This window comes from Xanthomonas sp. 10-10, assembly GCF_040182365.1.
GTDB lineage: Bacteria > Pseudomonadota > Gammaproteobacteria > Xanthomonadales > Xanthomonadaceae > Xanthomonas > Xanthomonas arboricola_F.
In genome coordinates, this window is the sequence record NZ_CP144460.1 from 1,745,965 (window position 1) to 1,767,972 (window position 22,008).

Genomic DNA, 22,008 nt, shown 5'->3' on the forward strand with positions numbered 1-22,008 from the left:
TCCTCAGCTGCGGCGCGCAGGCCAAGTTTGCCTGTGTTTGCAGGGCACGACAATTGCCATCCCGCGCAGGGCGGCCTCGGTCGATCGCATCTGCGACAATACGCACCCTTTTTGCCCGCAGCTTGTCGCCACGTGGCCAGAACCCGAAACCGTTTCGACCGTACTCCCTTTCAGACCGCCATCACCGACCTGAGCCATGACGGCCGTGGGGTGGCGCGCCGCGACGGCGAGGGCGGCAAGGTCACCTTCATCAGCGGTGCCTTGCCCGGTGAACTGGTGCGTGCCGAACCCACCGCGCGCAGCCGCCATTTCGATGAAGCCAAGACGGTTGAAGTTCTGGAGGCCTCGCCGCAGCGGGTCGCCCCGCGTTGCCCGCATTTCGGCGTGTGCGCCGGCTGCGTGTTGCAGCACCTGGAAGAGTCGCAGCAGATCGTGGCCAAGCAGCGCGTGCTGATGGACAACCTCGAGCGCATCGGCCACGTCAGCCCGCAGGCGGTGCTGCCCGCGCTGGTCGGCGACGCCTGGGGCTATCGGCGCAAAGGCCGTTTCTCGGTGCGGCGGGTAGAGAAGAAGGACAAGACCCTGGTGGGGTTTCGCGAACTCGACCCGCGTTTTGTGGCCGACCTGTCGGTCTGTTACACGGTGATCCCGCAGATCGGCGAGAAGATTGAGCTGCTGGCCGCCCTGGTCGAAAGCATGGACGGCAAGCGCGACATCCCGCAGATCGAGTTCATCGCCGGCGACGATGCGGTGGCGTTGACCATCCGCCACATGCAGCCGCTCAGCGAGCGCGACCGGCAGGCCTGGGTGGACTTCGCGCAGACGCACGGGTTTGCGGTCTTCCTGCAGCCCGGCGGCGTGGACAGCGTGCATCCCTTGTGGCCGCAGGACGTGCCGCTGTCGTTCCGCCTGCCGCAATGGGATGTGGAGCTGGCGTTCCGGCCGCTGGACTTCATCCAGGTCAATGCCTCGCTCAACCAGAAGATGATTGCGCACGCACTGGCGCTGCTCGATGCCAGACCCGACGACCGCGTGCTGGATCTGTTTTGCGGTCTGGGCAATTTCACCCTGCCGCTGGCACGGACGGTGCGCGAGGTGGTCGGCGTGGAGGGCGATGCCGGTTTGGTCGCACGTGCCAGGGAAAACGCGCAGCGCAACGGCCTGGACAACGCGCAGTTCCATGCGGCCGATCTGACCCAGGACCAACGCAATGCGCCCTGGATGAAGCAGGGCTTCGACAAGCTGCTGCTGGACCCGCCGCGTTCGGGCGCACTGGAAGTGCTGCAGCAACTGCCGTTGAAAAAGTTCGAGCGCATCGTCTATGTCAGCTGCCACCCCGGCTCGCTGGCGCGCGATGCCGGTTACCTTGTCAACGAACAGGGCTTCACGCTCAAGTCCGCCGGCGCGATGGACATGTTTCCGCATACTGCGCATGTGGAAAGCATTGCGGTGTTTGAGAGGCGGTGAATCGGGAATGGTGAATCGGGAATCGTAGAGGCGGTTCGCCGTATGCTGTTGCGATTCCCGATTCCCGATTCCCGATTCCCGATTCCCGATTCCCGATTCCCAAATCCCATGCCCATTGAAATTGAACGCAAGTTTCTCGTGACCGGCGACGGTTGGCGTAGCGCCGCGCATGCGGTGATCCCGATGGCGCAGGGCTACATCAACGACCAGGCGGCGATGCGCAGTGGTGCGCAGAACGCGTCGGTGCGGGTGCGCATCCAGGGCGAGAGCGCATTTCTCAACCTGAAGTCGCGGCAGGTGGGGCATACCCGGCAGGAGTTCGACTACCCGATTCCGGTGGTCGATGCGCGCGCGCTGCTGGCGCTGTGTGTCGGCGGTCTGATCGACAAGCGTAGGCATCTGGTCGAGTACCAGGGCCACGTGTGGGAGGTGGACGAGTTTCTCGGCGACAACGCCGGGCTGGTGGTGGCCGAGATCGAACTCGGGAGTGCCGACGAGGCCTTCGCCAAGCCCGAATGGATCGGTGCGGAAGTCACCGACGATGTGCGCTATTACAACCTGGCATTGGCGTCGCATCCGTTCAGGAACTGGGGCGGGGATTTGTGATTCGGGATTCGGGATTGGGCATTCGGGATTCGTAACAGCTGAAGTGGCGCGTCGGACTTGGGCTGCTTGCGTTGCGACTCGCCAATCCCTGCCTTGGTATTGGGTTTATGCTTTGCCAATCCCCAATGACGACTCTCCAATCCCCGCCCATGCGCATCGATATCTGGTCTGACGTTGTCTGTCCCTGGTGCTGGATCGGCAAGCGCCGTTTCGAGCAGGCGGTGGTCTCGCTGGGCGCGCAGGCACCTGCGCTGGACATCCATTACCACGCGTTTCAGCTGGACCCTGACGCCGGCCTGGAGCCGACGCCGTTGCGCGATGCGCTGGCGCAAAAGTTCGGCGGTGCCGCGCGCGTGGAGCAGATGCTCGCGCAGACGCAGGCCACTGCGCGGGCCGAAGGCCTGCCATTCGATTTCGGACGCGACCAGGTGCAGGTCAGCACGCTGCGTGCGCATCGGCTGATCTGGCTGGCGAGCCGCGAGGGCGATGTCGAGGCGGTGATCGAAGCGCTGTTCCATGCGCATTTTGCCGAAGGCCAGAACGTCGGCGCGACCGAAACGCTGGTGTCTGCCGGAGCCGCCGGCGGTCTGGACGAGGCGCGCGTGCGTGCGTTGCTGGACTCCGACGAAGGCATCGTTGCCGTGGAAGCACAACTGGCGCAGGCCGCTGCGCTGGGAATCCGTGCGGTGCCCAGTTTCGTCATCGACGGACGCAGCCTGATCCAGGGTGCGCAGCCGCCGGAGAGCTTCGCGCAGGCGCTCTTGCAGCTGGCCGCCGAATCGGCGCCGATCGGTGGTCCCGATGCCTGCGGGCCGGACGGCTGCGCGGTATGAACGGCCGGCGGCGTGTTGCAGCTGCCTGCAGCTGAAGATGACGCCCACCCGCTCGAAGACGGTTGCGGTGATCGGCGCCGGGTTGGCCGGGCTTGCCTGCGCGCAACGGCTGCAGGCGCAGGGGTTTACCGTGACGCTGTTCGAGCAGGGCGATGTGCCCGGCGGACGCATGCGCAGTTGCGCAGGCGATGGCTGGCAGTGCGACCACGGCGCGCAGTATTTCACCGCACGCGATCCGGCGTTTGCGGCGGTGGGGGACAAGTGGATTGCGAGCGGCGTCGCAGCGGCCTGGCCTGCACGCGTCGCCAGTTGGAACGGCACCGACTTTCGCGCTTCGCAGAGCGAGTTGACGCGTTTGGTCGGTGTGCCGGACATGGCCGCACCGGCGCGTGCGCTTGCGGCGGGACTTGATGTTCGATTGCTGATCGCTGTGCGATCGCTGCAGCGCGACGGTGACACATGGCAGCTGGCAGTGTCGGGAGACGAGACGACACGCGCTTTCGACACCGTGTTGCTGGCAGTGCCTGCGCCAGTTGCAGCTGCATTACTGGCCAACAGCGCGCCCACGCTCGCGACGATTGCCGCTGGCGCGAAGATGCGGCCGGCCTGGGCGGTGGTGCTGCATTTCGACACGCCGGTGGATCCCGGTTACGACGCCTTGTTCGTCAACGTCGGGCCATTGCGCTGGGTGGCGCGCAACTCCAGCAAGCCTGGACGTCAGGGCGCCGAAACCTGGCTGCTGCATACCACCGCCGATTGGAGCCAAGCGCATCTTGATGCACAACCCGAAGCGGTGATCGCCAGTGTGCTGCCAACGTTGCCTGTGCTCGGTTTGCCATTGCCGCAGTCCTGCGACGCCTATCGCTGGACTGCGGCCAGCACCGATCCGCCCTCGCAGATCGGCTGTGCGTGGGATCGGCGATTGAGCATCGGTCTGTGCGGCGACTGGTTGGCCGGCGGCAAGGTCGAAGGTGCCTGGCAAAGTGGTGTGGCATTGGCGGAGCGTGTGCGCGCCAGCGATGCCGCGCGCAGCGGCCACGAGTGACGCTGTGGCAGGCGCAGCCGACCTCACCCCACAGGCATCCGCACACACCTTGCGCCTGATCCTGGGCGATCAGCTCAATCCGCAGCACAGCTGGTTTGCCGCGCACGACCCGGGCGTGGTCTACGTGCTGATGGAGGTGCGCGAGGAAACCGATTACGTGCTGCATCACGCGCAGAAGATCCTGGCGATCTTTGCGGCAATGCGCGCGTTTGCCGCGCGCTTGCGGCATGACGGGCACCGCGTGCGCTATGTCGCGATCGATGCCCCCAGTAATCGGCAATCCATCCCGGCCAATCTCCAGGCCTTGATGGCGCATTACCGTGCACAGCATCTGCAGTATCAGGCGCCGGACGAGTGGCGGCTGGATGAAGCGCTGCGGCACTGGAGCGCGGGCTGCGCGTTCGCCACGCGCATGGTCGATAGCGAGCATTTTCTGACCGAACGCGATGAGGTGGCAGGGTGTTTCCGCGCTGCAACGCAGTGGCGCATGGAGGTCTTCTATCGACGCATGCGCACGCGCCATCGCATCCTGCTCGATGCCTCCGGCCAACCGGAAGGGGGGCGCTGGAATTTCGATCGCGACAATCGCGCGCCGTGGCCGGGCGATCCGCCGGCACCGCAGGAGTGGCGCGCCGCGCACGACCATGGCGCGTTGTGGCGCAGCATCGAAGCCGCCGGCGTACGCAGTTTTGGCGCGCCGAATGCGCAGGCGCTGCCATGGCCGCTGGACCGCGACGAAGCCTTGCGGCATCTGGATGCCTTCATCGCCACTGCGTTGCCGGATTTCGGCCGCTATGAAGATGCGATGAGTACGCAAAGTCCGCGGCTGTTTCATTCGCTGCTGTCGTTCGCGCTCAACGTCAAGATGCTGCACCCGGCCGAAGTGATCGCGCGTGCAGAGGCGGCGTGGCGGCAGGGGCATGCACCGCTGGCATCGGTGGAAGGCTTTATCCGCCAGATCCTGGGCTGGCGCGAGTACGTGCGCGGCGTGTACTGGTCGCAGATGCCAGGCTATGCGCAGTCCAATCGGCTGGATCAGCATGCGCCGCTGCCGCACTGGTTCTGGGACGGGCAGGTAGGCATGCGTTGCCTGGCCGATGCCGTCGGCAATTCGCTGGCCGACGCGCATGCGCACCACATCCAGCGGCTGATGGTGATCGGCAATTTCGCGTTGCTGGCGGGGCTGGACCCGCAGGCGCTGCATCGCTGGTATCTGGGTGTCTATATCGATGCGTTCGAGTGGGTGGAGTTGCCCAACACGGTGGGCATGAGTCAATTCGCCGACGGTGGCCTGCTCGGCAGCAAACCGTATATCAGCGGTGCGGCCTATATCGATCGCATGAGCGATTACTGCAGCGGCTGCAGCTATCAGCGCAAGGCGCGCGTCGGTGCGCGGGCCTGTCCCTACAACGCGCTGTACTGGGATTTCCTGGCGCGGCAGCGCCCGCTGCTGGGCACGAACGAGCGCCTGGCGATGCCGTATCGGCAGCTCGACGGCATGGCGCCGCAGGTGCTGGAGGGCATCCAGACCCAGGCCGCGCACTGGCGGGCGAATCTGGAACGTCTTTAGAGCAGCTGACAAAGGAGCGTGCTCTCCGCCAGGCGGGCGCGGCCGGTGCTCGGTGCGGCATCGGCCACGCGTACACGCCGGTTCTGAGCGCGCCGTCCACACCCACCTGACGACGGCGCGCGACGTTTTGTCAGCCGCTCTTGGAGTCGGCGCATGTTGACTCGTCTGCCCTGGGGTCGGAAGGCGGCCGCCTGTGCCCCCGAAGACCGCCACGTGGGGGCGACCAGGCCAGCGCAGCCACAGTGGCTGCCGGGTCTGCCGGCTACCGGATATGCGGTGCGAACGAATGTCGCGAGCCAGCCAGCGCAGCAACCTGGCCACGCAGGCAATCACGCGGGCGGCGGCTGCGCGCGGCACCGCAACGCCTGGTCGCAAGGCATTTCGGCGGGGGAGACGTCAGCCCTTGCCTGAATGCGCAATCTGACGCTGCAACGCGCATCTGCGACAATGCCGCGCTGCGCCCTCGTGGCGCCTGGCCCGGGAGTCCCCCAACATGCTTCTGATCGGCGTTGCCGGTACCGAACTCAGCACACAGGAACGCGACTGGCTGCAGCACGATGCCGTGGCCGGTGTGGTGCTGTTCAAGCGCAACTTCGCCTCGCGCACCCAGGTGGCCGAGTTGTCGGCCTCCATCCGCGCAGCCGCGCCGCGCCCGGTGTTGCTGTGCGTGGACCAGGAAGGCGGCCGCGTGCAGCGGTTCCGCGAAGGCTTCAGCGCGCTGGCGCCGTTGCAAAGCTTCGGTACGCAGTATCTGCAGGATCCGCAAGGCGCGCTCGCCGCGGCCGGCGCGCATGCGCAGCTCATGGCCAATGAAGTGCGCGCCAGCGGCGTGGACCTGAGTTTTGCGCCGGTGGTGGATCTGGGCCGCGGCAACCGCGCCATCGGCGATCGCGCCTTCAGCGACGACCCGCAGATCGTGGCCACCTTCACCCGCGCCTATGTGCAGGCGCTGCACGGCGCCGGCATGGCCGCCACGCTCAAGCATTTCCCCGGCCACGGCACGGTGCTTGAAGACACCCATGTGGACCATGCCAGCGACCCGCGGTCGCTGGAGCAACTGCAGGCCGAAGATCTGCTGCCGTTCGTGGCCGGCATCGAGGCCGGCGCCGATGCGGTGATGATGGCGCACGTGGTCTACCCGCAGGTCGCGCCGGAACCGGCCGGTTACTCGCAGCGCTGGATCGAACAGATCCTGCGCGGACAGCTGGGTTTCCGCGGCGTGGTGTTTTCCGACGACATCGGCATGGCGGCCTCGTTCAGCGCCGGGGGCGTAGCGGGCCGGGTGCACGCGCACCTGGATGCCGGCTGCGACGTCGTGCTGGTCTGCCATCCTGAACTGGTCGACGAATCGCTGCAGGCGGTGCAAAACCGCAGCCTCAACACCGCAGCGCTGATCGGCCTGATCGGTCGCGGCGCGCTCGGCTGGGACGGCCTGCTTGCCGGTACCGACGCCTCTTTCAACACTCCTTCCGCCCCTTTCGGATCAATTGCCTGATGTCCACGCTCACCATTTCCCAGGCCCTGGCCCAAGCCGATCTGCTGGTCGACCGCCCGGCCATCGATGCTGCCGTCGCCACCATTGCCGATGCCATTGCGCGCGACTATGCCGGCGAGGTGCCGGTCTATCTCACCATCATGCACGGCGCGCTGCCGTTCTCCGGCCAGTTGGCGCTGGAGTTGGGCGCGCGTGGGCAGGACCTGCAGTTCGATTACCTCCACGCCACCCGCTATCGCGGCGAAACCGTCGGCGGCGAGCTGGTGTGGAAGCACCGCCCGGCCACCGCGCTGTTCGGCCGCCGGGTGATCCTGGTCGACGACATCCTCGATGAAGGCTATACGCTGCAGGGCGTGCGCCAGTGGTGCCTGGAGCAGGGCGCCACCGACGTGCGCGTGGCGGTGTTGACCGTCAAACGCCACGACCGCTGCGTGCCGGGCGTGACCGCCGATTACGTGGGCGTGGAAGTGGCCGACCGCTACGTGTTCGGATTCGGCATGGACGTCAACGAACAGCTGCGCGGCATTCCTGCCATCTACGCGATGAAGCAATAAGACGCGCGCTGCGACCCTCGACGCGGTGGCGTAGCCGCCAGGCGAACCTGGCAGCTGCGCAGGGTGGGTTTGCACCGGGGCAATGCGCTGCCTTGGCGGCCAAACCCTGCGACAGATCGCCCGTCCTATGTTGCTGGTCGCTTCCAATCACCGGTCCGCCATCGCGCGGGCACTCCTGCGCGCTTGCGCGCTTCCACGTCCGTTATGTTGCAGAGGTCGGTTGTGTCTTCCCATTCCATCGCATTGGCCGTGATCGGCGGCACTGGTGTCTACAAGCTCGCGCAGCTCGATGACGTGCAGACCCACAAGCTGGAGACGCCCTATGGCGCGCCATCCGGACCGATCCGCGTCGGCATGTTGCTCGGCCATCGGGTCGCGTTCCTGGCGCGGCATGGCGAAGGCCATTCGCTGCCGCCGCACAAGGTCAATTACCGCGCAAACATCGCTGCATTGCAGCAAATCGGCGCCTCGCGCGTGCTCGCGCTCAACACCGTCGGCGGCATCACCGAACGGTTCGGCCCACGCGTGCTGGCGTGTCCCGATCAACTGATCGACTACACCTGGGGGCGCGTGTCCACCTTCTGCGAAGAGCCGGGCAGCGAGGTGCAGCACGTGGATTTCGGGCATCCGTATTCGCCGATGTTTCGCAGCAAGGTCATCGCTGCGGCCAAGGTGACAGGCGTCACGATGGTGGCTGGCGGTTGCTACGGTGCGACGCAAGGGCCGCGTCTGGAAACGATTGCAGAGATCGCCCGCATGCGTCGCGACGGCTGCGACCTGGTCGGCATGACCGGCATGCCAGAAGCCGGGCTGGCGCGCGAAAAAGGCCTGGAATATGCGTGTTTGGCGATCGTGGCGAACTGGGCGGCCGGGTGCGGCGACGCGCAGGAAATCACCATGGCCGAGGTGCTGGCCAACGTGGATGCCGCCTCGTCCGGGTTGCCCGAACTGATCGGCGAACTTGCACGCGGGTGATTGTCATTGGGGAATAAGCTTTGCATACTCGGCGCGTACGCACCGCCGTACACCACCCATTAATTATTGCAAAGGTCTCGCATCACCATGCCGAACGGTACCGTCAAGTGGTTCAACGACGCCAAGGGATTTGGCTTCATCTCACCGGAGGACGGCAGCGCCGATGTCTTCGCGCACTTCTCCGCGATCAACTCCAAGGGCTTCCGCAGCCTGCAGGAAGGCCAGCGCGTCAGTTATGACGTGACCCAGGGCCCCAAGGGTGCCCAGGCTTCGAACATCACGCCGGTCGAGTAAACCGACTCGATTGTGCGGTTGAAGAACCCCGCCACGGCGGGGTTTTTTTTACACCGGCCCATGCGGGGCCGGTGCCAGCGAACCAGAGCAGGGACGATGCAACAAGCATTACGGATTGCGGTAGTGGGGTATGGAACGGCGGGGCAGGCACTGGCGGTCCTGCTGGGTGCCGATGGCCACCGACTGGACGTGTTCGAGCGCGCCGAAAGGCCCGGGCCGGTCGGTGCCGGTTTCCTGCTGCAGCCCAGCGGCCTGCAGGTGTTGTGGAAGATGGGCCTGTTGCCGCAGGCACTGGTGCATGGCGCGCCGGTGCGCCGCCTGTACGGCGAGACGCCCTGCGGGCGCGCGGTGATGGACATGCAATACCGCGATCTGGATGCCCGTCTGATGGGGGTGGGCATGCAGCGCGGTGCGTTGTTCTCGCTGTTGTGCGATGCCTGGCCCGAGTACGCGCAGCTGCATACCGATACCCGGATCACCGCCATCGACCACGAGGGCAGGCGTGTGCAGGACCAGCGTGGGCAATGGCATGGTCCTTACGATCTGATCATCGCCGCCGATGGCTCGGCTTCCACGCTACGCGCGCAGGTGCAGGGAACCCGGCTGGATCGGGTATATCCATGGGGCGCGCTGTGGTGTCTGTTGCCGCGCGAGGACTGGCCGTTCGTCGACGAGCTGCGCCAGCGCTATATCGGTGCGCGCAAGATGATCGGGCTGTTGCCGGTCGGCACGCGGCCTGGCGACGATACCCCGCGGCTGAGTTTTTTCTGGAGCCTGCCGTGCAGCGATTTCGCAGCCTGGGAGCAACGCGGCATCGGCGCATGGCGCGAGGAGGTGGCGCAGATGTGGCCGGACGCGCATCTGCGTCTGGACAGCGTGCAGGTGCACACCGCGCTGGCACGCGCCAGCTATCGCGACGCGGTGATGACGCGCTGGCATCGTGGCCGTTTCGTGCTGGCCGGCGACGCCGCACATGCGATGAGCCCGCAGCTGGGTCAGGGCGTCAACATGGCGTTGCTGGATGCGTTGGCCATGCGCGACGCATTGCGCGCGGGCGAAGATATCGATGACGCCTTGCAGCGCTATCAGCGCGAACGCCAGGCGCATGTGGCGATCTATCACCGCTGGAGCCGCTGGCTCACGCCGCTGTTTCAATCCGAGCGCGACCTGTGGGCGCGCGGGCGCGATCTGTTGCTGCAGCCGATGGGACGCGTACCGGGCGGTCGTGGCCACATGTTGCGCGTGCTCAGCGGCACCCAGCACGGCTGGTTCGGCAAGTTGGCACTGGCCCCCGAGTTCGTGGACGCGCTGTCGCAACCATTGCCCCAAGCGCTGCCACGGCCACAGGGCGTTGCCACCGCAGCTGACCAGACGCATGTGCCCACCGCGCGTGGCGAGTCGTCGTAAGGCGCACGGATCGCCGGGCTTCGGTAGCAATGCATCGACCGCAGCGCTCGGCGACGGTTCGCCGCGCTGTGTGCGTGGCTCCATCTGGCGTAGTAGCAACGCGACGTCGCCTGCGTGTACGCGGTTTGCCAGCGGCGACTACAAAGATGGGCGCGCAGACGTCGGATAGGGATGGCGCACCCGGAATCGGAATGTACGAGTAGGCGTGCGCGAGGAAGGCATGCCGCACCGGGCGCCGGGCGCGCCTGCCTGGTGGCGAGCGCAGTCGTTGCCAGCGACGCAGCGGCTAACGTACCGGCAAGGCCACCGCATCGTCTTCCACGCAGGCCACCAGGCGCTCGCCCTCGCGCAGTGTCGGCACCACGCCCGCGGTGAAATGCGAGAACGCCGGCAAAATGGTGACGCGTTCGCGCAACCAGAATGCCGGCCAGCGTCGCGACAGGCCCGGCAGTGCCGCCAGCGGGTGCAGATGCCCGCACAGCACGTGGCCGGTAGGATGCGGCAACGGCTCGTGGCGCAGCACGAACGGCCCGTCTTCGACCTGCTCGCCGGCCGCTTCGATCTGCAGCTCCGCACCGGCCACCGCGCGGTCGTGGTTGCCGCGGATGGCAATCACGCGCAGATCGCGATGCTGCTCGCGCCATGCACTCCAGCGGCGATGCCAGGCCGCGCGCGGGGCAGGGCCATGCAACAGGTCGCCGAGTATCCACAATGCCTCGACCTGGCGCTGCGCAAGCAACGCATCCAGGCGTTCGAGATCGTGCGCAGTGCCGCCGGCCGGCAGTCCGATACCGGCGCGTCGGAACACATCGGCCTTGCCCAGATGCAGATCGGCGATCAACAAGGCGCGCTGTGCCGGTCGATACAATGCACGTTCGCCGAGCAGTTCGACGGTTTCGCCGGCCAGCTGCAGGTGCACGCTATCGCCCATGCCTGCGCTCCAGTTGCTCGGCGGCGCGCAACACGCGCGCCTTCCAGTCCTCGGTACTCAATTGGCCCCGCATGCGTTCGGCCCACAGCGGGAACGACAACGGGGTGAGGCTGCGTGGCGTGCACAGACGCAGTTCGCGGCGTGCGCAGTCCTCCAATGCATGCGCCAGGCGCGCCAGTTCGAGCTGGCCTTCGAAGACTTCGCGCTCGGCCTGCGCCAGCAGCAAATGCTCCGGATCGAAGCGCTGCAAGACGTCGTAGAGCAAGCCGCTGGACGCCTGCAACTGGCGCAGGCTACGCGGCGCACGGCCGGGCAGCGACGGCGACAGCAGCCCGGCCACGCGCGCGATCTCGCGGAACTGCCGGCGCGCCAGCTCGCCCAGGTTGAGACTGTCGCGCAGATCGTCGAACAACCCGGTCGGCGACAGCAAGGCGTGCAGCACGTCCGGATCGATCTCCACCTCCTGTGCGGGCGAGAGTACAAAGCCGTAGTCGTTGGCAGCGAAGCTGAAGGTATTGCGCTGACGTCGGCCCCAACGCGCGGCCAACAGCGCCGCCAACCCTTCGTTGACCTGCCGCCCGGCGAAGGGATACACGAACACGTGCCGGCCATCGCGCGCCTTGATGCTTTCCACCAATAGATGATCCGGACCGGGCAGCGACGAGAGCGATGCCTGCAAGTGCAGCAGCGGCGCCAGCGCCTGCATTTCAGGCGCATCGCCTGGCGTGGCGAAGACCGCTTCCACTTCGCGTCCCAATGCCGACGACAACGGCATGCGCCCGCCCATCCACTTGGGCACCACGCCGCTGCCGCCCTTGGCCACGCGCACATAGGCGGTCATGTCTTCCAGGCGCACCAGTTCCAGCAATCGTCCGGCGAACTGAAAGCGGTCGCCACGCCGCAGGCGGCCGACGAACTGCTCTTCGACCGCACCCAGTCGGCCGCCCCGCAGGAACTGCACGCGCACGCTGCCATCGCTGGTGATGGTGCCGATGGACAAGCGGTGGCGTAGCGCGACGCGGCGGTCGGTGACGCGATACAGGCCGTCTTCGTCGCGCACCACCTTGTGGAAATCCGGGTAATGCGCCAATGCGCTGCCGCCTTGCACGATGAAGTCGAGCACCGCGTTCCAGGTGGGGGCGTCCAGCGCAGCGAAGGCATCGGTGCCGCGCACCTGCGCGAACAAGGCATCGGCATCGAAGCCGCCGCCCAGGGCGAGGGTGACGCAGTGCTGGGCCAGGACATCCAGCGACAGCCGCGGTGGTGGCCGCGCTTCGATATGGCCGTTGGCAATGGCACGGCGTGCCGCGGCGTACTCGACCAGTTCCAGGGCATGCGAGGGTACGCACACCACATGCCCGGATTCGCCAGGGCGGTGCCGCGCGCGGCCGGCGCGTTGCAACAGGCGCGCGATGCCCTTGGGGCTGCCGACCTGCAGCACCTGATCCACCGCCGGGAAATCCACGCCCAGATCCAGGCTGGAGGTGGCAACCACACAACGCAGGCTGCCGTCGCGCAGCCCCTGTTCGGCGGCCGCGCGCAGGCTGGGGTCCAGCGAGCCATGATGCAGCGCAAGCGTGGCCAGATCGTCCGGCCACACCGCGCTCAATGCCTGGTGCCATAGTTCGGCCTGCGCGCGCGTGTTGGTGAACACCAGGCTGGTGCGCTGCTGCATGATCTTCTGCAGCACCCGCGCCAGCTGCGCCAGACCCAGGTGGCCGGCCCACGGAAAGCGCTCGCCGCTGTCGGGCAACAGCGTCTCCAGCGTCATGGCGCGCGGTTTGACGCCCGACACCAGTGCCGCATCGGGCAGATGCGGCAGCAGGACATCGCGTGCCTGCGACAGGTTGCCCAGCGTGGCCGACAGGCCCCAGATGCGCAGCGTTGGCGCCCAGCCGCGCAGGCGCGCCAGGCACAGCTGCAGCAGCACGCCGCGCTTGTTGCCCAGCAGCTCGTGCCACTCGTCGACGATCACGCAACGCAGCGCGGACAGCTGCGGCGCAGTGTCCGGATACGACAGCAACAAGGCCAGCGACTCGGGCGTGGTCACCAGCACATCGAGCTTGCCGCTGCGTGCCAGCCGCTTGTCGCGCGCGCTGGCATCGCCGGTGCGCAACCCCACCTGCCAGTCCAGTCCCAGTGCGTCCACCGGTTCGCGCAGTGCGCGTGCGGTGTCGGCGGCCAGCGCGCGCAAGGGCGTGATCCACAGCACCTGCAAGCTGCGTTGTTGCTGTCGGCGCGCTGCGGCGGCAGGTTTGGCCGAAGTGATCGGCAGCGCGCGGCCACGCGCTGCCAGTGCTTCCAGCAATGGGCCGCCGAATGCCGCCAGCGTCTTGCCGCTACCGGTTGGCGTGTGCAACAACCCGGATTCGCCAGCGAGATAGCGCTTCCACACATCGCGTTGAAACGGCAACGGCGTCCAGCCGCGCTGCGCGAACCAGTCGCGCCATTGCTGCAATGGCGTGCCGCGCGCCTGCTGCGCCGCCGTCACCGCGCCAGTGCCTGCAGGCTGCTCAGGTGATCGGCCTCGGCAAACGGTTTGTCGTGCCGCCAGCGCAGGATGCGCGGAAACCGCACCGCAATGCCGGACTTGTGTCGCGCACTGCGGTTGACCGCTTCAAAGCCCAGCTCGAACACATGGTGCGGGTTGACCGCGCGCACCGGACCGAAACGTTCGGTGGTGTTGGCGCGGATCCAGCGGTCCAGCTGCAGGATTTGTGCATCGTCCAGGCCCGAGTACGCCTTGGCCACCGGCACCAGCTGCCCTTCGTGCCACAGCCCGAAGGTGTAGTCGGTATACAGCGTGCTGCGGCGGCCATGGCCGGCCTGCGCGTACAGCAGCACCGCGTCGATGGTGAGCGGGTCGATCTTCCATTTCCACCAGTCGCCACGTCGGCGGCCGGCCTGATAGACCGAGTTGGCGCGCTTGAGCATCAGCCCTTCCACGCCGCGTTCGCGCGCCTGCACGCGCAGCTGCGCGGCGGCATGCCAATCGCCGGCCTGCACCAGGGGCGAGGCGACGATGCGCGGATCGTCGAGCGCGCGGAGCACGCGCTCCAGCAGTGCGCGCCGCGCGTGCAAGGGGCGCTCGCGCAGGTCAGCGCCATCCAGTTCGAGCAGGTCGTAGGCCACCACGCGCGCGGGCGCGGCCGCCAATGTCTTGGGGCCGGGCTTGAGCCGCTGGATGCGCGTCTGCAAGGCGGTGAACGGCATCGGCAGGGGTTGCCCGGGTTGCCAGGCCAGCAGCTCGCCGTCGATGACGGTGCCATCGGGCAACTGCATGGCAGCGTGTTCGATTTCCGGGAAACGGCCATCCAGGCGTTCTTCGCCGCGCGACCACAATGCCGCTTCGCCGGCGCGCCGAAGCAGTTGCAGGCGGATACCGTCCCATTTCCATTCCAGCAGCCAGTCGTCGATGGCGCCAAGCGTTTCGACCTCGGCTTCGAGCGGCGAGGCGAGAAAGAACGGATAGGGCTGCTGGCGATCGCCCGGCAGTTCTTCGTGTGTCAGCAGATCGGCAAGATAGGTCGGGTGCGGCCGCCAGCTGCCGAGCATGCGCTGGGCGATGCGTGCGATATCCACGCCCGACAGTTCGGCCAGTGCCTGTTGCACCAGCCGCTGCGAAACGCCCACGCGCAAGGCGCCGGTCAGCAGTTTGTTGAACACCAGGCGCTCGTCGAAGGCCAGGCTGCGCCAGGCCTGCACGATGCGCGCCTTGCGCATCGCAACGTCCTGGTTGGCGATCGGCAGCAGCCGCTGTTCGATCCATTCCGCCAGTGGCAGATCGGGCGCTTCGGTGATGGGGTCGTCCAGCAACAACGCCAGTGTTTCGGCCAGATCGCCGACATGGTCGTAGCTGTCGGCGACCAGCCAATCGGCAATGCCTGCGGTATCGGTGATCCACTCGCGCAGCTCGCCGCTGCTGGCGATGCGCATGCGCGGGCCGGCGACCTTGCCGCCGGCCAGCAGATACAGCGCCCAGGCCGCGTCCAACGCGGGCGCCTGGCGAAAATACGCCACCAGCGCAGCACGCTTGTCGAGCGTCCCGGTGCTGCGGTCGAGCGTGCGGTACAGCGCGGCGAAACGCTTCACTGCAGCGCCTGGGGTGTCGTGTCGTCAGCTGCCGCGCGCAGCTCCAGCGCACGCCGGGTAAATGCGGCCAACGTGCGTGGACGGCGCTGCGGACGTGGCGGCCCGATGGCTGCAGCCGGTGCGCCACGATGCACGCGAAACGCCAGTGCGTGCCGGCCAAACGCCAGCGCGCCGCTCAAGCGCGCACGCGCACGGGCGCGGGCATAACGGCAGGCGGGAAGCGGGTTCATTCTTCGGCTCCAAAATCGGTGCGGAACGCTTCGGCCGCAACGCCGCGCTCGCGCAGGTGCTGGATCAAGGCATCGGTATTGCCGTGGGTCGCGATCACCCGGCGCGCGCCAGTGTCTTCGATGGTGCGCAGCAGATCCGGCCAGTCGGCATGATCGGACACCACGAAGCCGCGGTCGTAATTGCGTCGGCGCCGATTGCCGCGAATACGCATCCAGCCCGAGGCGAATCCCTGTTGCGCATGCCGGAAGCGGCGGATCCATGGACTGCCCGCAGCCGACGGCGGTGCCAGCACCAATTGGCCGGCATAGTCGGCGCCGCGCGCATGTTCGCTGACCGGCTGGGTGTCAAGCATCGCGATGCCGGCCTGACGGTACACCTCCACCCCCGCAGCAATCGCGCCGTGCAACAGTGCGGGCTGGGTGTCCCAGGCGCGCAGTTCCGCCAGCACACGCTGCGCCTTGCCCAAGGCGTAGCAATACAGGATGGCCGCCTCGCCGCGTTCGGCGCATTCGCGCCGCCAGGCGACGATATCGGCCGCCACCTCCGCCGTCTCCGGCCAGCGATACACCGGCAGGCCAAAGGTCGCTTCGGTGATGAAGGTGTCGCACGGCACCACCTCGAACGGCGCGCAGGTGGGGTCGTGCTGGCGCTTGTAATCGCCGGAGGCCACCCAGACCTCGCCATCCACCTCGATGCGCACCTGTGCCGAGCCCAGCACATGCCCGGCCGGATGCAGCGACACGCGCGCGCGTCCCAACGTGAACGCTTCGCCATCGGCATGGGGGTGATAGACCTGCTCGCCGAGCCGCCATTGCAGGATCGGCAGGCTCTCGCGCGTGCAGTGGTATTGACCCATGCCGCCACGCGCGTGATCGCCATGCCCATGGGTAATCACCGCACGCGCCACCGGCCGCCAGGGGTCGATATGGAAGTCGCCCTGCGGGCAATACAGCCCCTCGGGGCCGAGCACCACCAGATCGCCGCGTGTGTTCGTGTCGTTGCCATTGCGCATGCCCGCAACTCTGGCCAAGCCGGTGTGCAGATCCTGAGAATGGGAATGGCGCGCATCGGCGCGACCAGGCGACTGCGGCCATAGTCACGAGTGCGGGACCGAGAACCTGCTTGTATCGGCGCCAAGAGCGCGTCAGTACGCGGGTTTGCGGTGGGCGCTATGGTGCTCGGCGTCACTCGTGTTGCGCATGCGAACCCCGCGCCGCCACTGCGCCAGTGTGATTCCACAGCTGCGAGGTCGCGCTCACCGCGCTAATGCCGCGTTCGTCGCCCCGGCGAGCGCACCGCGCTCGCTTCCACCGCCAGTGTGAATCCGCGTTCTTCGCCGCCATGCATCGCGCCCACGTCGACCACGTGGCGGCGGATCTCCTCGCCCTTGCCGTTACGCACCACCACCACCACCGTGTATTCCCACGGATCGCCGTCGGCGGGATGACGGATCGTGCCGTCGACCTTCAACGGCACGATCGGCGCCGGCTGCGCGTGTTGCGCAGCCGCCGAATCGAAGCGCAGATGGTGCTTGCAGGCAGGGCAGATGATGGCGCTTTCCAGGATCGTCGCCTTGCAATGCGGACAGCTGCGCGTGGCTCCGGGCGTGCCCGGGCGGGGTGCACTCATGTGGCGTCGTTGTCGCCGACGATGGCCGCCTTGCCGGCGCTTGCCGGCTTGCCAGTGTCATCGCCCCAGCCGAAGTCGGCCTGGCCGCGCATGCGCGCGCCCGAGGCCACGGTCAGGCTGCCGGCCTTGACGTCGCCGACCAGCACGCCGGAGGTCTGCAGCTCCACCTGCGCGGCCGATTCGATATTGCCTTCCAGCTCGCCGGCGATGATGACCTTGTTGGCGCGCACGCCGCCATTGAGCTTGGCGCCGCGTTCGATGGTCAGGTCGCCCTTGACGTTGACGTCGCCCTTGAAGCGGCCAGCCAGACGCACGTGGCCGGCGCCCTCGATCTTGCCTTCGATGCTGATGTCGGCGGCGATCAGCGATTCCTTGGCCTCGCCCTGGCGCTGCGGCACTGCGGCGGTTGGCGCGACGCTGGGCGTGGCGGTGGCGGCCGGCACCGGCGGGGCAGGGCTGGCATCGGCATTGAACAGCCGCCCATCGGCGGCAGTAGCCTCCGGCGTTGCGGGAACGCCGTCCTTCTTGTTGGGACCTTGATCGCGCCACATCGACATCGGATTGCCTCGCTTCGGGGATCAAGGCCGACTATCGCTGCGTCAATCGATCTTTTGTGTGACAGAGCGCGCAATCCGCGATCGACAAGCTGCCTGCTCAGGCCCCGATGTCGGTCGCGCGCGGCGCGCCGTCGCCATGCCGCTCGACCCGGTTACGCCCGCGATGCTTGGCTGCATACAGCGCTGCGTCGGCTTTCTGGATCAGGCTCGCACCGAGTTCGCCATCGGCCGGAAAGCTGGCCACGCCGATCGAGGCGGTCACCCGCGGCAATGCGCGCTGGCCATCGCTGACCGCCAGCGCCGCGATGTGGCCGCGGATCTGCTCGGCCACCCGCATGGCTTCCTCGCCATCGGCCTCGGGCAGGATCACGGTGAATTCTTCGCCGCCATAGCGGCATGCCACGTCCTCGGCGCGCAACCGGGTCAGCAACAGCTCGCCGACCGCTGCCAGCAGCAGGTCGCCACCGGCATGCCCCTGGCTGTCGTTGAACTGCTTGAAGTGGTCCACATCCAGCATCAGCACCGACAACGGCAGGCCGCGACGCGCGCAACGCGCCAGCTCGTGGCTCAACGATTCTTCCAGATAGCGGCGGTTGTACAGCCCGGTCAGCGCGTCGCGGATCGACTGGCGGCGCAGCGACTCGCGCAGGCGCAGATTGCTCAACGCCAACGACAATTGCTCGGCCGCCGCCTCGGCGATTTCCAGGCGCTGCATCGGCCCCGGACCAGGCGAGGACAGAAACAGGAAACCGAGCTGTGTGCCCTGCGCCGACATCGGCAGGCATGCGGTGGTGATCGGTGTCGGGTGCTCCGGTGGGTCGATATGCGCGCACAGCGCATCCCGCGCGAGGTCTTCGATGATGTGCGGCTGGCCGCGGCGCAACGCCCAGCATTCCTCCGGCAACAGATGCGGCGCGCTCTGCACCAGCGGCTCGCCCCAGTGGCTGATCGCTTCGGCGCGATCCTGCGAGGCGCGAAGCAGGTACACGCTTCCGGCAACGCCCGGCAGCAGGCTGGCCAGGGTCCGGCTGGTCACCACCAATGCCTCTTCGGCACTGATGCAGCTTTGCAGCAGGCCGGTGTAGCGGCTGAGCAGATTGAGATCGGCGGTACTGCGCTGCAATGCGCCGACGCTGTCGCCGAGTTCTCGATTGGCGTTTGCGGCACGGCGTTCGGCCTGCGCACGATGGCGCAGTTCGCGCATCAGCAGCGCATAGACACCCCCGACCACCAGCAGCCCGAACGGAATGCCGGCCAGGGCCAGCGTCAGCAACAAGGCCGCGCTTTGCCGGCTGCTTTCCGCGCGCTCGGCCAGCAGTTCCTGCTCACGTTGCACCATCGTCAGCGCCTGCTCGCGGATGGCGCTGGTGGTGCGGAACGCGCTCTGCCGGATGCTGGCACGCGCCGGTTCCAGGCCGCCTTGCGCGTAGAGGTCCAGCACATGCTGAATCTGCCGCAGCCGCGTCTCCACCATGGTCTGCAGTTGATCCAGATGCCGCTCTTGTGCGGGGTTGTCGATAATCAACGTGCGCAGATTGCCGAGCAGGATCGGCAGGCGTTCCACGCTGCTGTGGTAGTCCAGCAAATAGGCCTCGTTGCCGGTGAGCAGGAAGCCACGTTGTGCCGACTCGGCGTCCAGCAAGCGTGCCTGGATCTCGTCGACCCGCCCGATCACTTCATGGGTATGCGAGACCAGCGCGGCATCGGCCAGCGAGCGGCGCGCACCCACGAAGATGCCGATGCCGATGGCGATGAAGATCAGGGCAGAGAACACCAGCGCCAGCTGGTTGCGACGCCGCGATGTAAAAGAGTTGGGCATGCCGAATGCTAGCCTGCCAGGCTCGACAACACGAGATCCATCTCGACGCAAGACGTGTGCGCGCGCACGAAATTGTGGGTGCGTAGACGCAGCGCCATGAGCGGTTCAGTGCAGCTGGCAGGCATTGCAGGCTGCCGTTGGCTGGCGGGATGCCGATCTGGAACGCGCGCGGGTGCCCGGGGCCAGTTCATGCGATGGACCGCGCTCACCTGCCGGTGAGCGCAGCGGCTTTGTCGTCGCCGTTAGTGCTGCGGGTGCTCGGAATCGTGCTTGTCGGCGTTCTGCTCTGCCTTGTTGGCCATCTCGCGGGTCTTGTCGGCGGTGGCGTCGGCAGCGTTGGCGGTCGCGCGGCTGGCATCGGCTGCCATCTCGCGCGCGGCCACGCGCGCATCGGCGGTGGCGGCCTTGGCCTGTACTGCAGCGCGGTCGGCAGCCTGTTCGGTGGCAGCGGCAGCGTGCTTGGCGGCGGACGCGGCATCGCGGCGGGCCTGCTCGGCATCAGGGCCCTGGCAGGCGGCGAGGGTGAGGGCGGCGATGGCGCTCAAGGACAGCATGCGGATCGTCTTCATAAGTGGTCCTGTTCCTGTTCCGGTGTTGGAGAGCGGAGCTTATGCAGGAGCCGATGCAGCCTGTGTCAAGGGGCAGCCACCAGCGTGCGGCACGAGCACGGGGCTTGATCGCGTCGGCGCGGCGCAGCATCGTGGCCGGCAGGTCGCTCGACTCGAATCGCAGGCAAAGAAAAAGCCGCTGGAAACCAGCGGCCTTTTCCGAACTCGCTTGGAGCTAAGAAGTGATTACTTCTTGGCTTCTTCGGCGGTGTCCTTGGCAGCTTCGGCGGTGTTTTCAGCCGTCTTGGCAGCGTCGGCAGCCTGGTCGGCAGCAGCGTCGGTCGCGGCGCCGGAAGCAGCCTGGGCAGCGTCAGCAGCGGTGTCGGCCGAAGCAGCGGCGGTGTTGGCAGCAGCCTGAGCGGCGTCAGCCGACTGCGAGCCCGAGGCAGCAGCCTGGTCAGCAGCGGTCTGCGCGTCAGCAGCGGCTTCGTTGGCCGAAGCAGCAGCGTCCTGAGCCTGTTCCGGCTTCGAGCAAGCGGTCAGGGCCAGGCCCAGAGCCATTGCGATCAGCAGCTTGTTGATGGTCATTGTTTCAATCCTCGTCGATTAGATTAGGCAACGCGCTATTGCGCGCCCCCGACATGATGACGGCCCGAAGACTAGTGTCAAGCGCGCGCGCATTCAGCTTTGCAAATTCGCTGTTAATGGCAATCAAATCAATTCGATAGCGATGGCGGTCGCTTCGCCGCCGCCGATGCATAGCGTCGCGATTCCGCGCTTGCCGCCGCGCATGCGCAACGCATTCACCAATGTCACCACCAGGCGCGCGCCGGATGCGCCGATCGGATGACCCAGTGCGCAGGCGCCGCCGTGCACGTTGACCTTCTCGTGCGCGATGCCCAGTTCCTTGATCGGCGTCATCGCCACCACGGCAAAGGCTTCGTTGATTTCAAACAGGTCCACCTGGTCCAGCTGCCAGCCGATCTTGCCGAGCAACGACTGGATCGCCGCCACCGGTGCGGTGGTGAACCATTCCGGCGCCTGCGAGTGGGTGACGTGGCCGGCGATACGCGCCAGCGGCGTTACGCCACGGCGCTGCGCATCGTCGGCGCTCATCAGCACCGTGATTGCCGCACCGTCGGAAATGCTCGACGAGCTGGCCGCCGTGACAGTGCCGTCCTTCTTGAAGGCCGGCTTCAGGGTCGGGATCTTGGCGATGTCGGATTTGCCGGGCTGTTCGTCGCTGTCGACGACCACTTCGCCCTTGCGCGTAGCGACCTTGACCGGGACGATTTCATCGGCGAACGCACCGCTGCGTTGCGCGGCCTGTGCACGCTCCACCGAGGCGATCGCGAAGGCATCCTGATCGGTGCGGCTGAACCCGAATTTTTCTGCGGTGGCTTCGCCGAACACGCCCATCGCCTGCCCATCGTAGGGATTGGTCAAGCCGTCCCACGCCATGTGATCCACCGCCTGGAAATTGCCGTAGCGGTTGCCGGTGCGCGAGTTGGGCAGCAGGTGCGGGGCATTGCTCATCGACTCCATGCCGCCGGCTACCACGATGCTGGCAGAACCGGCCTTGATCAGGTCGTGTCCGAACATGATCGCCTTCATGCCCGAGCCGCACACCTTGTTGATGGTGGTGGCGCCAGTGGACGTGGGGATGCCTGCGGCAATGGCGGCCTGGCGCGCCGGTGCCTGACCAAGATTGGCTGGCAACACGCAGCCGACAATGACCTCGGACACGTCGGCCGGTGCGACTCCCGATTGCGCCAGCGCGCCTTCGATGGCGGCAGCAGCGAGCGTCGGTGCGGGCACACCGTTGAATTGACCGAGAAACGAGCCGATGGCAGTGCGTTTGGCAGCAACGATGACGATGTCGGACATGAGCGGATACCGTTTAAAGTGAAACGATTATCTGCCTCATGGTCGATTCGCGCCAGCAAGCTGAAGTG

General features: G+C 66.9%; 21 protein-coding genes and 1 other RNA gene. 11 read left to right on the plus strand and 11 right to left on the minus strand.

What is annotated here, in order from left to right; all coding sequences use genetic code 11:
- Positions 1-132 precede the first annotated feature (132 nt).
- The 11 genes from rlmD to VZ068_RS07450 all read left to right on the plus strand — a co-directional run bounded on the left by rlmD (position 133) and on the right by VZ068_RS07450 (position 10,246).
- Positions 133-1,467: a 23S rRNA (uracil(1939)-C(5))-methyltransferase RlmD gene (gene rlmD, locus VZ068_RS07400; protein WP_349657305.1), complete on the plus strand. Its 1,335-nt coding sequence runs from the start codon at positions 133-135 to the stop codon at positions 1,465-1,467.
- A 108-nt stretch (positions 1,468-1,575) separates the two neighbouring features.
- On the plus strand, positions 1,576-2,073 hold the full coding sequence (locus VZ068_RS07405) for a CYTH domain-containing protein (protein WP_259153359.1): 498 nt from the start codon (positions 1,576-1,578) through the stop codon (positions 2,071-2,073).
- Positions 2,074-2,222: 149 nt separating this feature from the next.
- A complete protein-coding gene (locus VZ068_RS07410) occupies positions 2,223-2,906 on the plus strand; it encodes a DsbA family oxidoreductase (protein ID WP_349657306.1) in 684 nt (227 codons plus the stop codon).
- Positions 2,907-2,943: 37 nt separating this feature from the next.
- The gene (locus VZ068_RS07415) at positions 2,944-3,951 is read left to right on the plus strand and encodes an FAD-dependent oxidoreductase (protein ID WP_349657307.1); all 1,008 of its coding nucleotides are present in this window, start codon (positions 2,944-2,946) and stop codon (positions 3,949-3,951) included.
- The gene (locus tag VZ068_RS07420; RefSeq protein WP_349657308.1) at positions 3,926-5,521 is read left to right on the plus strand and encodes a cryptochrome/photolyase family protein; all 1,596 of its coding nucleotides are present in this window, start codon (positions 3,926-3,928) and stop codon (positions 5,519-5,521) included. The genes VZ068_RS07415 and VZ068_RS07420 overlap by 26 nt, the downstream gene beginning before the upstream one ends.
- A 59-nt stretch (positions 5,522-5,580) precedes the next feature.
- Positions 5,581-5,657: non-coding RNA, sX9 sRNA (locus VZ068_RS07425), on the plus strand.
- A gap of 357 nt (positions 5,658-6,014) precedes the next feature.
- Complete coding sequence (nagZ, locus tag VZ068_RS07430) at positions 6,015-7,016, plus strand: beta-N-acetylhexosaminidase (RefSeq protein WP_259153363.1); 1,002 nt, start codon at positions 6,015-6,017, stop codon at positions 7,014-7,016.
- Positions 7,016-7,570, plus strand: a complete 555-nt coding sequence (locus tag VZ068_RS07435; protein ID WP_005991984.1) for a hypoxanthine-guanine phosphoribosyltransferase — start codon at positions 7,016-7,018, stop codon at positions 7,568-7,570. Before nagZ ends, VZ068_RS07435 begins: the two co-directional genes overlap by 1 nt.
- Positions 7,571-7,792: 222 nt before the next feature.
- Entirely contained in the window at positions 7,793-8,545 is a 753-nt protein-coding gene (locus tag VZ068_RS07440; RefSeq protein WP_349657309.1) for an S-methyl-5'-thioinosine phosphorylase, read from the plus strand.
- Between the two features lie 87 nt (positions 8,546-8,632).
- Entirely contained in the window at positions 8,633-8,839 is a 207-nt protein-coding gene (locus VZ068_RS07445) for a cold-shock protein (protein WP_003488188.1), read from the plus strand.
- A gap of 96 nt (positions 8,840-8,935) precedes the next feature.
- The gene (locus VZ068_RS07450; protein ID WP_349657310.1) at positions 8,936-10,246 is read left to right on the plus strand and encodes an NAD(P)/FAD-dependent oxidoreductase; all 1,311 of its coding nucleotides are present in this window, start codon (positions 8,936-8,938) and stop codon (positions 10,244-10,246) included.
- Positions 10,247-10,532: 286 nt separating this feature from the next.
- On the opposite strand, the gene pdeM is transcribed toward VZ068_RS07450, so the two are convergent.
- The 11 genes from pdeM to VZ068_RS07505 form a co-directional block, all read right to left on the minus strand.
- Positions 10,533-11,177, minus strand: coding sequence for a ligase-associated DNA damage response endonuclease PdeM (gene pdeM, locus VZ068_RS07455; RefSeq protein ID WP_349657311.1), 645 nt, complete (start codon positions 11,175-11,177; stop codon positions 10,533-10,535).
- Positions 11,167-13,668 (minus strand): ligase-associated DNA damage response DEXH box helicase, encoded by a 2,502-nt coding sequence (locus VZ068_RS07460; RefSeq protein ID WP_349657312.1) that lies wholly within the window; start codon positions 13,666-13,668, stop codon positions 11,167-11,169. The genes pdeM and VZ068_RS07460 overlap by 11 nt, the downstream gene beginning before the upstream one ends.
- Positions 13,665-15,269 (minus strand): ATP-dependent DNA ligase, encoded by a 1,605-nt coding sequence (locus tag VZ068_RS07465; RefSeq protein WP_349657313.1) that lies wholly within the window; start codon positions 15,267-15,269, stop codon positions 13,665-13,667. The genes VZ068_RS07460 and VZ068_RS07465 overlap by 4 nt, the downstream gene beginning before the upstream one ends.
- Positions 15,266-15,499, minus strand: coding sequence for a hypothetical protein (locus VZ068_RS07470; protein ID WP_259153415.1), 234 nt, complete (start codon positions 15,497-15,499; stop codon positions 15,266-15,268). Before VZ068_RS07470 ends, VZ068_RS07465 begins: the two co-directional genes overlap by 4 nt.
- Complete coding sequence (locus VZ068_RS07475) at positions 15,496-16,512, minus strand: ligase-associated DNA damage response exonuclease (RefSeq protein ID WP_259153416.1); 1,017 nt, start codon at positions 16,510-16,512, stop codon at positions 15,496-15,498. The genes VZ068_RS07470 and VZ068_RS07475 overlap by 4 nt, the downstream gene beginning before the upstream one ends.
- A gap of 251 nt (positions 16,513-16,763) precedes the next feature.
- A complete protein-coding gene (locus tag VZ068_RS07480; RefSeq protein ID WP_104611419.1) occupies positions 16,764-17,129 on the minus strand; it encodes a hypothetical protein in 366 nt (121 codons plus the stop codon).
- On the minus strand, positions 17,126-17,686 hold the full coding sequence (locus VZ068_RS07485; protein ID WP_259153418.1) for a polymer-forming cytoskeletal protein: 561 nt from the start codon (positions 17,684-17,686) through the stop codon (positions 17,126-17,128). Before VZ068_RS07485 ends, VZ068_RS07480 begins: the two co-directional genes overlap by 4 nt.
- A gap of 97 nt (positions 17,687-17,783) precedes the next feature.
- Positions 17,784-19,505, minus strand: a complete 1,722-nt coding sequence (locus VZ068_RS07490; RefSeq protein ID WP_349657314.1) for a diguanylate cyclase — start codon at positions 19,503-19,505, stop codon at positions 17,784-17,786.
- A gap of 242 nt (positions 19,506-19,747) precedes the next feature.
- The gene (locus VZ068_RS07495; protein ID WP_349657315.1) at positions 19,748-20,074 is read right to left on the minus strand and encodes a hypothetical protein; all 327 of its coding nucleotides are present in this window, start codon (positions 20,072-20,074) and stop codon (positions 19,748-19,750) included.
- A 225-nt stretch (positions 20,075-20,299) separates the two neighbouring features.
- Positions 20,300-20,641: a hypothetical protein gene (locus tag VZ068_RS07500; RefSeq protein WP_039528386.1), complete on the minus strand. Its 342-nt coding sequence runs from the start codon at positions 20,639-20,641 to the stop codon at positions 20,300-20,302.
- A 123-nt stretch (positions 20,642-20,764) separates the two neighbouring features.
- Positions 20,765-21,940 carry a thiolase family protein gene (locus VZ068_RS07505; protein ID WP_349657316.1) on the minus strand — a complete coding sequence of 392 codons (1,176 nt, stop codon included), beginning with the start codon at positions 21,938-21,940 and terminating at the stop codon, positions 20,765-20,767.
- Positions 21,941-22,008 lie beyond the last annotated feature (68 nt).

Coding starts and splice junctions, on each gene's coding strand:
- VZ068_RS07485 (WP_259153418.1), bottom strand. CDS start 17,686: ATGTCGATGTGGCGCGATCAAGGTCCCAACAAGAAGGACGGCGTTCCC.
- VZ068_RS07435 (WP_005991984.1), top strand. CDS start 7,016: ATGTCCACGCTCACCATTTCCCAGGCCCTGGCCCAAGCCGATCTGCTG.
- pdeM (WP_349657311.1), bottom strand. CDS start 11,177: ATGGGCGATAGCGTGCACCTGCAGCTGGCCGGCGAAACCGTCGAACTG.
- VZ068_RS07405 (WP_259153359.1), top strand. CDS start 1,576: ATGCCCATTGAAATTGAACGCAAGTTTCTCGTGACCGGCGACGGTTGG.
- VZ068_RS07480 (WP_104611419.1), bottom strand. CDS start 17,129: ATGAGTGCACCCCGCCCGGGCACGCCCGGAGCCACGCGCAGCTGTCCG.
- VZ068_RS07500 (WP_039528386.1), bottom strand. CDS start 20,641: ATGACCATCAACAAGCTGCTGATCGCAATGGCTCTGGGCCTGGCCCTG.
- VZ068_RS07420 (WP_349657308.1), top strand. CDS start 3,926: ATGCCGCGCGCAGCGGCCACGAGTGACGCTGTGGCAGGCGCAGCCGAC.
- VZ068_RS07475 (WP_259153416.1), bottom strand. CDS start 16,512: ATGCGCAATGGCAACGACACGAACACACGCGGCGATCTGGTGGTGCTC.
- VZ068_RS07445 (WP_003488188.1), top strand. CDS start 8,633: ATGCCGAACGGTACCGTCAAGTGGTTCAACGACGCCAAGGGATTTGGC.
- VZ068_RS07410 (WP_349657306.1), top strand. CDS start 2,223: ATGCGCATCGATATCTGGTCTGACGTTGTCTGTCCCTGGTGCTGGATC.
- VZ068_RS07505 (WP_349657316.1), bottom strand. CDS start 21,940: ATGTCCGACATCGTCATCGTTGCTGCCAAACGCACTGCCATCGGCTCG.
- VZ068_RS07495 (WP_349657315.1), bottom strand. CDS start 20,074: ATGAAGACGATCCGCATGCTGTCCTTGAGCGCCATCGCCGCCCTCACC.
- VZ068_RS07470 (WP_259153415.1), bottom strand. CDS start 15,499: ATGAACCCGCTTCCCGCCTGCCGTTATGCCCGCGCCCGTGCGCGTGCG.
- VZ068_RS07490 (WP_349657314.1), bottom strand. CDS start 19,505: ATGCCCAACTCTTTTACATCGCGGCGTCGCAACCAGCTGGCGCTGGTG.
- nagZ (WP_259153363.1), top strand. CDS start 6,015: ATGCTTCTGATCGGCGTTGCCGGTACCGAACTCAGCACACAGGAACGC.
- VZ068_RS07450 (WP_349657310.1), top strand. CDS start 8,936: ATGCAACAAGCATTACGGATTGCGGTAGTGGGGTATGGAACGGCGGGG.
- VZ068_RS07415 (WP_349657307.1), top strand. CDS start 2,944: ATGACGCCCACCCGCTCGAAGACGGTTGCGGTGATCGGCGCCGGGTTG.